The organism is Streptomyces sp. GD-15H, assembly GCF_045291515.1.
In the GTDB taxonomy this organism is placed as follows: Bacteria; Actinomycetota; Actinomycetes; order Streptomycetales; family Streptomycetaceae; genus Streptomyces.
Map to the genome: position 1 here is coordinate 8,339,124 of NZ_CP149447.1, position 12,095 is coordinate 8,351,218.

A 12,095-nucleotide genomic window follows, 5' to 3' on the forward strand; every position below is an offset into this window, starting at 1 on the left:
CGTCCGAGAGCTTGTCGCGCCTCGATTTGGTGTTGGAGACCCTGTACCGCTCGAAAAGTCGTCGTCGTAGGTGGCAGCGGTGGCGGTGCGTCGGCTGGGAGCATGTCCGGATAATCGTGTCCCTGTCGTGCAGGGTGACCCCAAAGTTGCCCTCGTTGCTGCTCCGCGGGAATGCGGCGAAAGACGCCGAGCCTCTCGTCCCGCGCCACCAGAACGCGGCGCTGCGCCGGCAGGCAGGCCCGGTCCGCTACGAGCAAGTCGATCGGTTCCGGTTCGCCGCCCTCTGGTCTGATACCTCGGTGTCGCCGGCGCGAGGTCTTCCCGGTCACTCCGGGCACCCTGCTCGGCCGGCACCGCCGATTCGTCGCCGTGAAGTGGGACTACAGCGCGCGGGCGCACCGGTCGGCCACCGACCGGTGCGGCGCTTAAGAACCTCGTCCCGCGACTCGCCGGCGAGAATCCGCGAGGGGGCCACCGGCGGATCCAAGGAGAGTCGGCGCGGCTCGGGCACCGGATCGCAGCCCCGGCGGTGGGGGAGATGCTCCACGCAGCGGGCATCGCCCCCGCGCCGCGTCGCTTCGGCCCTGCCTGGCGTGAGTTCCTCACCGCCCGGGCCGAAGGCATCATCGCGGCGAACTTCTTCCACCCCGGCACCGCGCTCGGCAGGCGGCGCTATGCGCCGACCTTCCTCGCGCACGGCACCCGGCGCCCGCACCTCACCGGCGTCACCACCCATCCCACCCGGGAGTGGACGGTGCGACAGGCGAGACATCCCGCCGCCGACCTCGGGGTACGCGGGGAGTCCTGCGGTTTCTGCTGCGCGATCGAGACGGCACGTACGGCGAGGCGTTCGACGCGGTCCTCGAGGCAGAGGAACTGGACGTGATCAAGAGTGCACCGTGGGCGCCTGGGATGAACGCCCACGGAGAGCGCGTCATCGGCAGCCTTCGCCGCGAGGTACTCGACCACATCCTGGTCATGGGAGGGGCGCATGCCCGGCAGGTGCTTGCGGCCTGCCAGAGACACCACCACGAGCATCGGCCCCCCGGCGCGCAACCAACTACCACCCATGCCCAGAAACAGCCCACCGCGATAGACAGTGGCGCCCGCAGGCTGCTGCGCACCCGGGTGGTCCTCGGCGGCCTCATCAGCGAGTACAGAAACGCCGCGTGACCTACGGCGACGACTTTTCGAGCGGCATAGGCTACGGCACCCCGAGGACCTCCCCGGCCCCGTGGGCGGCACCGATGAGGAGGGCGGCGGCCTTGGTGTGGTTGACGGACGGGCTACGCGCCGGGTTTCAGTACGACCTGGGTCTGAGTGGTCTGCGCCACCAGCCGGTCCCGGTCGTCCTGGAGTTCGGTCTGTACGACGATCACGGTCCGGCCGACGTGCAGCGGGCGGGCGGTCGCGTGCACGGTGCCCGAACCGACCGGGCGCATCAGGTTGGTCTTGGACTCCAAGGTCGTGGTGCCCGCGCCCGGAGGGAGATTGAGGAACGCGCACACGGCCCCCACCGAGTCGGCGAGCGACATGAGGGCTCCGCCGTGCAGGACGTTGCCCAGGGTGCACAGTTCGGCTTTCCAGGCCAGGGTCGCGGTGACCGCGTCGGCCGCGGCCTCCTCGAAGGTGATCCCCAGGCCGGCCGTGAAGGGCATGGCGGCGGCGAGGTCCGCGAGGGCTGGGGTGCTGGTCCCGGATGTGGTCACGATGGCAGCCTCTCGAGGAGCGGGGTGTTCTCAGACGGGTTCCGGGTCAGTCTGTAATATCGACGGGCTCTGGGCGAGGCCCCGCCACGCAACGCCGAGAACTCGCTGCACGGCCATATCGCCCAGCTGCGCCGCATCCTCGCGGCCGAGGCCGACGGGTGCTGGCCGCGCACCGTCGTACAGACCGCCCACGCAGGGTACACGCTGGTCCTCCCGACGGAGGCGGTGGACGCCGGGCGCTGCCAGACCCTCGTGAACCAGACAGAGGCCGTGCACGAGGCGGACCCGCGCACAGTTGCCGAACTGCTCACCCAGGCCCTGGACCTGTGGCGCGGTGCGGCCCTGCTCGACACCGGAGAGGGCCCGGTGTGCAGGATGGCGGGCACCCGGCTGGAGGAGACCCGGCTCACGGCGTACGAACGGCTCTTCGACGCCCGGCTCAGACTCGGCCAGCACCGCGCCGTCATACCCGACTTGGAGCAGCTGCACGCCCAGTACCCGCTGCGCGAGCACTTCTGCCCAGGCCCGTTGCTCCCACGGTGTCACCGCGTCCTGGTACTTGCCTCGGTCCACGATCACCGACGTCCGGTCCCCATCGGGCCATCCCAGCATCGCGCCCGCCGGGCTGCCACGGATTTCCCCCGGTCCCGACCGAACTCTCCCGGCACCGTCCCGCGCGGGGACGCCGGACGCGCGGTCGGCGGGCCCGGACGGCCGAGCGACGGAGGGGGTCGGAAGGCTTGTGAAGGTCCCGGGCTGGGCACTCGGAGCTCCGGAGCCGTGATGGTCCTCAGCGGGACGCGGACGCGACGGCCCAGTGATCACCCAGGCAAGGGGAGAACGTGACGTGATGTTGCGCATCGGGACGGAGGAAGAGTTCCACGTGCTGGACGTGGAGAGCGGCCGGCTGGTGCCGCGCGCCCGCGCCGTGCTGGACCGGCTGGACGGGCCCGGGTTCACGACCGAGCTGCAGCAGTCGGCCGTGGAGAGCAACAGCGGCGTCCACGGCACCCTCGACGCCCTCCACGCGGACCTGGTCGGCTCCCGGCGCCGGCTGGACGCGGCGGCCTCCTCGCTGGGCCTGGCGGCGGTGGCCGCCGGCACCGTGCCGCTGGCCCAGCTGAGCCCCCGCAATGTCACCGCCGGGCGCCGCTACCGGCACATGGCCGACGAGTACCGCAGGGTCGCCGACGAGCAGCTCATCTGCAGCGCGCAGGTGCACGTCGACGTACCCGACCGGGACACCGCCGTGCGCGCCATGTGCCTGGTCTCGCCCTGGCTGCCGCCGCTGCTGGCGCTGTCCGCCAGTTCACCGTTCTGGCTCGGCGCGGACACCGGCTACGCGAGCTGGCGCACGATGCTGTGGCAGCGCTGGCCCACCGCCGGGCCGGCCGGCCACTATTCGGACGCCGCCGCGTACGACGCGGCGCTGAAGGAGCTGATCCGCTCGGGCGTCATCAGCGACACCGGCATGGTCTACCACGACGTACGGCCCTCCGCGCACCAGCGCACGCTGGAGCTGCGGATCTGCGACGCCTGTCCGCGTGTGGAGACGGTCGTGCTGGTCGCCGGGCTCTTCCGGGCACTGGTCCGGGACGCGTGCGACCGGCTGGCCCGTGGGGGAGGCCCCCGGTGCGACGGCCACCACGAGTGGCTGCGGGCCGCCACCTGGCGGGCCGCCCGCTCGGGCCTGGAAGGCGCGCTGGTCGACCCGGTCGCCCGGCGCGCCGCCCCCGCCCGCGTGGTGCTGCACGGCATGGCGGTCCGGCTGCACCCGGCGCTGGAGGCGTCCGGCGACTGGGAGAACGTGCACGAACTGCTCGCGCGGGCTCTGGCCGACGGCAGTGCCGCGCACCGGCTGCGGCGGGCGGCCGAGGAAGAGGACCTGCTCGCCAGTGTCGCCCTGTTGGTCGCCGAGACCCGTGGCGCGCCCGTCCCGCGTGCCGCCGCGCCGACCGGAACCACCCGCGTCCGCCGGGCCGGCCCGGTCGCCGACGGGGTCGGAACCTGACGGCGCCGGCCGTGCCCCGTGTCCGCATGTCCAGCTCGCTTCCCCACCTGTCACCTGCGATGCCGTACGACGGCGTTGTCACGTTGGCCGACCGGCCTGGGAGGATCTTGGAGTTGGTCGTGCCGGGGAGGAGTCCGCTCGTGTCGTCCGCGACGCCGTCGTACCAGGGGCACCGGCGCCCGGTGGAGACCGTCTCCCGCTGCGTGGGGCCGTACTTCCGCTTCCCGCTCGGCTTCCGCGGGGCCGGGGAGCCGATGCCCGGGCGCGGCGTGCTCGTCTCCCACGAGAGCGGCCGGCGGTGGTGCGCGAAGTTCGGGCAGACCTGCGCCGCCGCCGACCCGGGGGACAAGTGGCATCTCGACGAGGCCCTCATCAAGATCAACGGAGAGCCGAAGTACCTGTGGCGGGCCGTCGACGCCGACGTGCCCGGCATCCTGGTCCGGGGCCGAAGGGACAAGGCCGCGGCCCGGCGCTTCTTCCGCCACCTGCTGAAGACGACCCGCACGGTGCCGCGGGGGGTGGTCACCGACAGGCTGCGCCCCTGCGGTGCGGCCCACCGCGAGGCGATGCCGTCGGTGGAGCACCGCTCGCACCAGGGCCCGAACCACCGGGTCGAGAACAGTCATCGGCCCACCCGGCAGCGCGAACGCGCGAGGAAGGGCTGCCGCTCCGCCTGCGGGGCCCGGCGGTTGCCGGCCGCGTGCAGCGGGATCTCACCGCGCTTCCGGCCCCGCCGCCACTTGATGACCGCCACCGAATACCGCACCGAGACGACCCCCCGCCTCGCCCTCTGGGACCGGCTCACCGGTGCCGCCGCCGTGCCCACCGCAGCGTGCCCCAGGCCCCCGCCCGCCCCCTCCATGCCCTGACGCGCCCACAATCGCTCAACACCCCATCCACGTGACAACGCCCGTCCAAGAAGGCAGAGCCACTTGTCACCGGGCCCCGGACGGCGCCGACGTGGAGCAGCGGCATAGGCCGGGCCGAACCGGTGCGTCCACGGGTGGACTGTCTCGTGGCCGACCTCGATGCCGCGCCCGGGCATCGGCTCCTCGATGTCGCGCAGGCTCGGGTGGAAGCGGTGGCACAGCCACACGCAGGGGAGATGACCTCCGGAGGGAAGCGGAAACGAGTGGAGTCGCCCTCCGGGGCGACCGAGGATCGCAACTTCACCTGTCCCGGCCCACCTGGCGGCCGGACAGCCGCGCGGCGGTCATCTCCGCACGCGGATCAACCTGCATCGCAAGGTCGTCAAGCAGGCGGTGTCACCGGGCAGTATCCGGTCGCGGTCCTCTCCGACTGCGTCGTGTACGCGGCTGCCAGCACCAGGCAACGGCCCGCCCCGGCCAACCTCAAGGCGCGCTGGACGAGGCGGTGAACTTCGCCCAGAAGGAGGCAGTGCTCCTGGCGGCGGGAACGCCCGGCCGGGAAGGGGCGCTGGGGACCCGGCGGAACCGGGCCGGTACCGCCCGCAGGGGTGCCTCAGGGAAGTAGTCGGCGTGCCCGGCCCCCCTTGACCAGCGCACTGACCTGCGACTCTTCCGCAGGTCCGTGCACGGGTGAGGCGCCTCGTACGGCGCCCGGGGAAGCGTCCTGTGCGGCGCCTTGCAGAGCGGCCCTGCTCGCTGGCTCCCGACCGCTGTCGCCACGCCGCCCGAAGCTGCCCAGGCCCGCACCGCCCAGCCGCCGACGGGTGGCGGCCTCTTCGGCCAACAACACGCCCTGGCTGCCCACCCGGGCTTGCCCAGGTTCTGATCAGGGCTGCGAGCCAGGTGATGACTCGCCCTCCGGCCCGGTGGCATCGGCTGCACTGACACGGCCGGGGGGCGCGACAGCATTACTGCTGTCTGCCGGTGAAGGGCGGCGATCGCCTCGGCCAGCTGGTCACGCAGGACCGCACCGGCATCCAACCCGGCTGCCGCCGCGGTCGGGCCCGGGCCGTCCGACCGGCCCCGGCCCCCCGGTTGGGAATCCTTCACGCGAGCCGGTCCGCAACGGCAGGCACCCCGGCAGCGGCAACGAGCACCGCTGAGCAGAGGACCATCACGGCCCGGCCCCACCCGCCGTCCCGCCGGACGCCGGCGCCCATGTCAGCGCGCTCGGGCCGGGCGCCGGTAAGCCCGAGCGGTGCCGGATAGGGCACCGCGTCGTCGACGCGAGGATGCACGCTGGGACCAACGCGTGATCAGGATTTTCGGCACGGCACCACCGCCGCCCTCACCCGTTCAGCCCACACGCCGGCCCCCCAACGGCGCCGCGCCCACCCGGGTCCGCGCGCGAGGGTCAGCCGCTTCGGAAAGCGGAACGCATTCTCTTCCCCCGTCGTCCTGGGCCCAACAGGGCAACAGGGCAACAGGCGTCCGGAGGTGGTGCGCCCAGCCTCCGGGCGATCCTGCTCGGGGTGCCTCAGGATGGTCCCCGGTGGCCCGGCCGCGGCAATGCCCGGTGGGCAGCCGATTCCCCAGGCGCGGCGGGCGTGGGCCGGCCGCCTGACCCCCAGGAGCACCCCATGGCAGTGATGACGGACGCGCTCGTACCGGCACTGGAGGACGCCCGCGAGGCACACGAGGCGGTACTCGACCGGTTCAGGGCGGATGCGACCATCACCCCGCCCGGCCCCTACCGGCAGCTGCTCGAAAGCCAGGTGGACGACGTCCAGGACAGCCTCCAGCGCATCGAGCACCACGCACGCGAGCTGCGGCCCCGCGGCGGGCTGGTCGGGGACAGCCTCGATATGGCGCGGTTCCTCTCGCGCGGCGCCGTGCGCACCGCCATGCTGCCGCTGACCATCGGATCCACGCTCGTGACGGACATGGTCCGCGGCCGGCGGCCCCACGACGAGCGGCGGCTGCTGAAAAACGCCCAAGACGAGTACGCGGTCACCGCCCGGGCGCTGGCCGCCTGCCGGGCCGGGCAGAGCATCGCCGAAGAGGCCCACGACCAGGCCACCGCCGACCTGCTCGCCGCCCTGCGCCGCCAGGACGAGGAACTGCTCGAAAGGCTGGAGGACGGCGTCGCCCAGAACGCCCGGGCCGTGGCGGCCGCGGCCAACGGATTCGGCGCCGCGAACGGCGGCGGCTGGGCGGACGCGGCCGCCCGCACGCTGCGGGCCGTCGCCGGCCGGGTGCAGGACGTCGCCCAGAGCAGCGGCCGGCGGGCCCGAGGGGCCGCCGCGGGCGCGGTGCGCGAGATGCCCGGGCCGACCCGGATGGCCGAAGGAGTCCAGGGTGCGGTGACCCGGGAGGAGGAGTTGCCGATCGCCCGCTTCAGCCGGCTCGGCGTCGACGACATCCAGCAGCAACTGCGCACACTCTCCCAGTCGGAGCTGACGGTTATCGAGGGATACGAGCGCACGCACGCCAACCGGCCCCCGGTCCTGGACGCCATCGAGCAGCTGCGCGGCCGCGAGCCCTGGCCCGGCTACGCCACCATGGACCCGGACGAGATCACCGCCCGGCTGCAGAACGTCCCCGCCGGCGTCGCCCACCAGGTCCAGGAGTACGAACGGCGCCACCGGCAGCGCCAGGAGGTCATCTCCGCCGCCGAAGCCCGCACCACCCCATGACGCCAACAGGCGAGTAACCCAGGGGAGGCGAGAGTCAGAGGTCCTTGCCGGCACCGAACAGTGCTGCCGTGTGGAATCGCGGTGCACGTGGTGGCCTTGCAGAAAAGATCACGGAACCTTTCCCGCAGGCCACCAGGGGAAGGACAAGCGGGGCGGCGGATATCCTTGAAAAGGAAAAGGCCATGTATCCGTTCAGCCCGTCCAGGGCTCGCCGGGGTTCCACCCCCTCTGGGGCGGCAAGGGCCTGCGGCGAGCAGGCGAGCGTCCTCGCCCCCTGACGGCCGCCGAGAGGTGGGGGTGTCGCATGCCGTGGCGCTCTCAGGAGTGGGGCCGTCGATCGCTGCTGGGGGCGCGCAGCATCGCCGGGCAGGTCTTCCTCGTGCAGGCGGCGCTGGTGATACTGCTCATCGCCGCGGCAGCGACGGTGTTCGTGCTGGACGCCCACCGCGACAGCGTGCGGGATGCCCGCCAGCGCTCCATGGCGGTGGCGCTGGCCTTCGCCCGGGCTCCGGGAACGGCCGACGCCATGACCGGTTCCGATCCCACCGCAGTGCTGCAGCCGCGCGTCGAGGAGCTCAGAAAGCAGGCCGGCGTGGACCTGGTCGTGGCCTTCTCGCCGCAGGGCATCCGCTATACCCACCCCGACCCGCAGCAGATCGGCCGGCAGACCCTCGGGCCCGGCGCACCGCCGGAGCAGGCCTACACCCACACCGTCGCGACGGGTCTGGGCCCCACCGAACTATCGGTGGTCCCGGTCCCCCGCGCCGATGGGCCGCCCGCCGGCTCGGTGGCCGTCGGGATCACGACCGAGAGCATCCGGAGCACGGTGCAGCGCCAGTTGCCGGCGATCTTCGGTTCCGCCGCGGTGGCGCTGGCTCTGGCCCTGATCAGCTCCGCCCTGCTGGGCAGGCGGGTGCGGCGGCAGACCCGCGGCCTGGAGCCGAGTGAGTTGACCCGGATGTACGAGCACCACGACGCGGTGCTGCACGCGGTGCGCGAGGGCGTGCTCGTCCTCGACGCGGAGGGCCGGCTGCTGCTGGCCAACGACGAGGCGCGGCGACTGCTGGGCCTGCCGGCCGAAGCGGAGGGGCGGCAGGTCTCCCGGCTGGGGCTGGAAGAGGGCATCGGCGCACTGCTGGCCTCGGGCGAGCCGGTGACCGACAAGGTACACCCGGTGGCAGACCGACTGCTGGCGGTCAACGTCCGCCGCGCCGATGTGCCCGGTGGGCGGACAGGAAGCGTCGCGACCCTGCGGGATTCCACCGAGCTGCAGGCGCTGGCCGGCAGGGCCGAGGTGGCCCGGGAACGCCTGAAGCTCTTGTACGACGCCAGCGTGCGGATCGGCACGACGCTGGAGGTACCGCGGACCGCCCAGGAACTGGCGGAGGCGGCCGCCCCGCGCTTCGCCGACCTGGTCACCGTCGACCTGGCCGAGGAGGTGCTGCTCGGCAAGGAACCGACAGAACACGCGGTCGGCACGCTGCGGCGCACAGCGGTCAGCGGCATCCACGACCCGGTCTTCCCGCTCGGGGAGCTGCTCCGGTATGCCGCGCCCACGCCCCAAGCCCAGGCGCTCGAGCAGGGCGAGGCGGTCCTCGAGCCCGACTTGAACCACGCCCCCGGGTGGCGGCACCAGGGTCCCGCGGTGGTCAGGCGCATCCTCGGCTACGGCATCCACTCGCTGATCACGGTGCCGGTGCGGGCCCGGGGCGTGACGTTGGGGCTGGTCAACTTCTGGCGCTCACAGCATCCCGAGCCCTTCGAGCAGGACGACGCGGCCGTGGCCGAGGAACTCGTCGCCCGCGCGGCCCTCTGCATCGACAACGCCCGCCGCTACACCCGCGAGCACACCCTGGCTGCCACCCTGCAGCGCAGCCTGCTGCCCCGCGGGGCAGCCGAGCAGGACGCCCTGGAGGTCGCCCACCGCTACCTGCCCGCCCAGTCCGGGGTGGGCGGGGACTGGTTCGACGTGATCCCGCTGTCCGGGGCCCGGGTCGCGCTGGTGGTCGGCGACGTGGTCGGCCACGGCCTGCACGCGGCCGCCACCATGGGGCGGCTGCGCATCGCCGTCCACAACTTCTCCGCCCTGGACCTGCCGCCGGAGGAGCTGCTGGCCCACCTGGACGAGCTGGTGCGCCGCGTCGACCACGACCAACCAGCAGAAGACAACGGCACCGGAATGACCGGAGCCACCTGCCTGTACGTCATCTACGACCCGGCCGACGGATGCTGCACCATCGCGGCGGCCGGCCACCTGCCCCCCGCGCTGGTATATCCCGACGGCACCGTTACCTTCCCTGAGATGCCGGTCTCCCCGCCGCTGGGCCTGGGCGGGGAGCCGGTCGAGACCGTGGAGCTGCACCTGCCGGCGGGCAGCCGCCTGGCGCTGTTCACCGACGGATTGGTGGAAGACCGCGACCGTGACATCGACGCCGGCCTGTCCCTGCTGCGCCGCACCCTGGCCGGTGCGCAGCGCGATCCGAAGGAGACCTGCCAGACCGTGCTGGACGCGATGCTCCCCACACAGCCCATCGACGACATCGTGCTGCTGGTGGCCCGCACCCGCCTGCTCGGCCCGTCCCACATGGCCCAGTGGGACGTGCCCGCCGACCCGGCCCAGGTCGGCGTGGCCCGCACCCAGGCCCTACGGCGGCTGCAGGCGTGGGGGCTGGAGGAGCTGAGCTTCACCACCGAGCTGATCCTGTCCGAGCTGGTCACCAACGCCATCCGGTACGGGGCCGAACCGATCCGGGTGCGGCTGCTGCGCGACCGCTCCCTGATCTGCGAGGTCTCCGATGCCAGCAGCACCTCCCCGCACCCGCGACGGGCCAAGCCCACGGACGAGGGCGGGCGCGGACTGTTCCTGGTCGCCAGCCTGGCCAACCGGTGGGGCATCCGCTACACGCCGGACGGCAAAATCATCTGGGCCGAGCAGCGGCTCGACGCCGGCGAGCCGCAGCTGCCACCGGGAATGTGGGACGACCTCGCCGGATTGTGAGCGTCTTGCGTCAGCAGCCACAGCGTTCCGGATCTGCTCCCGCCGCCCATCTCTCACAGGAGGTCGACGGTGCCTGGTAGTCCGAGAGGCCGTGGGAGCAAGAGGCTCGTTGAGGGGCGCTGTCGTCGGCAGGAAGGCCCGCAGGTGCCCATCGTCCGGGGGACGAGCAGGCCATGAGGCTGCTCCCTCGGAGTGGACACCCCGACAATGGATCTTGAAGGTCCAGGAAGGGACGCCCAGACGGGACGCCAGTCTCCGTACCCGGAGGAGTTCCGGAGGGATACCGTCGCGCTGTACCGCGCGGCCGGCGGGAAACGCACGTATGCGGTGGTGGCCGCCGAACTCGGGATCACCGGGGAGACACCGCGGATCTGGGTCCGCAAGGACGCCGCCCGGCAGACGCCTGACGCCGTGGACCCGACGGCGGCGAGAGCCCGGCCGAGGAGCCGGCCCGGCTGCGACACGCGGAGAAGGAGTGGCAGCCGGAACGCGAGATCCTGCGCCGGGCAGCCGCCTATTTCGGCTCGGGATTGTGTCCGGGCAGTACAGTGCCGCCGCCTTCGCCGACGCCTGTCGACGGCACGGCATCCGCCGCAGCATGGGGCGTGTCGGCTCGAGCTACGACAACGCCCTCGCCGAGTCGTTCTTCCAGGGCCTCAGACGGGAACTGCTGCACGGACGGCGCTGGACCTCGAAGGCTCAGGCCCGGCTGGAACTGTTCCGCTGGATGGCGTACTACAACGGGCGCCGACGGCACTCCGCCCTCGGCTGCCTCACACCGATCGAGTTCGAACAACGAATGATCACATCGCGTACTCTGTCGCTCGTCGCATGAAACCCGGTGTCCACTCCCGGGGATAAGCCTCATCTCACACCTACACCCAGGTCAGGGACCAGCTGCCCTACCGGCGTCAGTACGCCGTCCCCGGCTTCGTCCGCCGCCACATGGGCAACCTCACCGACTGGGACGCCCGCCTCTGGCGGCCTGGTCGCGGCCACCGTCATTACGGCGGAGAGCGCGCTGCCCCCGGCGTTGCGGCGTACGGTGAAGGCACGGCCTGCTCAGCGACGCGCGCAGGGGGCGCGGTGTACGACATGATCCAGGTGGAATCCCACGCCACCGGGCCCGGCAGCTGCCGGGTGACCGTGGCCGGGGACCTCGACGTGTGCACCGCCCCCACCGTCCGCGAAGCCCTCCGCGACGCCGTGAGCCGTCACGAACGGGTGGATGTCGACTGCTCCGGACTGTCCTTCTGCGACTGCTCCGGACTGTCCGCGCTGCTGGCCGCCGCCCGCGCGGCCAAGGCCGCCGGGGCCGAGTTGCGGTTGTGCGCGGTCCCGCACGTCCTGGCCCGGCTGCTGCGGCTCTCCCACACCGGCAGCGCCTTCACGATCGAGCAGCCGAACGTACGGTGAAGCCATGGCCAGCCCCGTCGTGCGCCGGTGCCGGCACTGCCGCGAGCCGCTGAAGGCGACCGCCCGCAGCGACGCCCAGTTCTGCTCGAAGGCGTGCGCCAGGCAGAACGCCGGTGGCGGCGCCACTACGCGGAGGCCGTCGAGTTCGGCTTCCTCCTCATCGAGGGCCGCACGGCCGAGGTCTCCCGGCGCTGCCGGGCCTGCGGGCGCCGGTTCGTCCCCGGCCACGGCCACCGCCGCGACGCAAGATTCTGCCGACCTGCGTGCCGTCAGGCCGCCTACCGGGCCTGGCGGGCGCAGCCCCTACGCGAAGCCGTCACGCCCGCCGCCGATGTGGAGCCTCCCGGAAGCCGCTACACGTCGCTGACCAGCAGAGATAAGCCCCGGCTCGTGGGG

General features: G+C 72.7%; 9 protein-coding genes and 1 pseudogene. 9 read left to right on the forward strand and 1 reads right to left on the reverse strand.

Features of this window, described 5'->3' with window-relative positions:
- Nucleotides 1-538 precede the first annotated feature (538 nt).
- Nucleotides 539-886: a hypothetical protein gene (locus WJ438_RS39605; RefSeq protein WP_406729410.1), complete on the forward strand. Its 348-nt coding sequence runs from the start codon at nt 539-541 to the stop codon at nt 884-886.
- Entirely contained in the window at nt 883-1,173 is a 291-nt protein-coding gene (locus tag WJ438_RS39610; RefSeq protein ID WP_406729411.1) for a hypothetical protein, read from the forward strand. The genes WJ438_RS39605 and WJ438_RS39610 overlap by 4 nt, the downstream gene beginning before the upstream one ends.
- A 113-nt stretch (nt 1,174-1,286) precedes the next feature.
- Here the strand turns inward: WJ438_RS39610 and WJ438_RS39615 are convergent, their stop codons facing one another.
- Nucleotides 1,287-1,709: a PaaI family thioesterase gene (locus WJ438_RS39615; protein ID WP_406729412.1), complete on the reverse strand. Its 423-nt coding sequence runs from the start codon at nt 1,707-1,709 to the stop codon at nt 1,287-1,289.
- Between the two features lie 270 nt (nt 1,710-1,979).
- On the opposite strand from WJ438_RS39615, the gene WJ438_RS39620 reads away from it, so the two are divergent.
- The 7 genes and pseudogenes from WJ438_RS39620 (at nt 1,980) to WJ438_RS39650 (ending at nt 11,699) form a co-directional block, all read left to right on the forward strand.
- The gene (locus tag WJ438_RS39620) at nt 1,980-2,555 is read left to right on the forward strand and encodes an AfsR/SARP family transcriptional regulator (RefSeq protein ID WP_406729954.1); all 576 of its coding nucleotides are present in this window, start codon (nt 1,980-1,982) and stop codon (nt 2,553-2,555) included.
- A gap of 4 nt (nt 2,556-2,559) precedes the next feature.
- A complete protein-coding gene (locus WJ438_RS39625) occupies nt 2,560-3,720 on the forward strand; it encodes a glutamate--cysteine ligase (RefSeq protein ID WP_406729955.1) in 1,161 nt (386 codons plus the stop codon).
- Between the two features lie 140 nt (nt 3,721-3,860).
- The gene (locus WJ438_RS39630; protein WP_406729413.1) at nt 3,861-4,589 is read left to right on the forward strand and encodes a transposase; all 729 of its coding nucleotides are present in this window, start codon (nt 3,861-3,863) and stop codon (nt 4,587-4,589) included.
- 1,640 nt (nt 4,590-6,229) lie between these two features.
- Nucleotides 6,230-7,285, forward strand: a complete 1,056-nt coding sequence (locus WJ438_RS39635) for a hypothetical protein (protein ID WP_406729414.1) — start codon at nt 6,230-6,232, stop codon at nt 7,283-7,285.
- Nucleotides 7,286-7,589: 304 nt separating this feature from the next.
- Nucleotides 7,590-10,283, forward strand: a complete 2,694-nt coding sequence (locus WJ438_RS39640) for a SpoIIE family protein phosphatase (RefSeq protein WP_406729415.1) — start codon at nt 7,590-7,592, stop codon at nt 10,281-10,283.
- Between the two features lie 541 nt (nt 10,284-10,824).
- Nucleotides 10,825-11,118 (forward strand): annotated as a pseudogene (locus WJ438_RS39645) (integrase core domain-containing protein); the annotation flags it as partial.
- A 260-nt stretch (nt 11,119-11,378) separates the two neighbouring features.
- A complete protein-coding gene (locus WJ438_RS39650) occupies nt 11,379-11,699 on the forward strand; it encodes an STAS domain-containing protein (protein WP_406729416.1) in 321 nt (106 codons plus the stop codon).
- Nucleotides 11,700-12,095 lie beyond the last annotated feature (396 nt).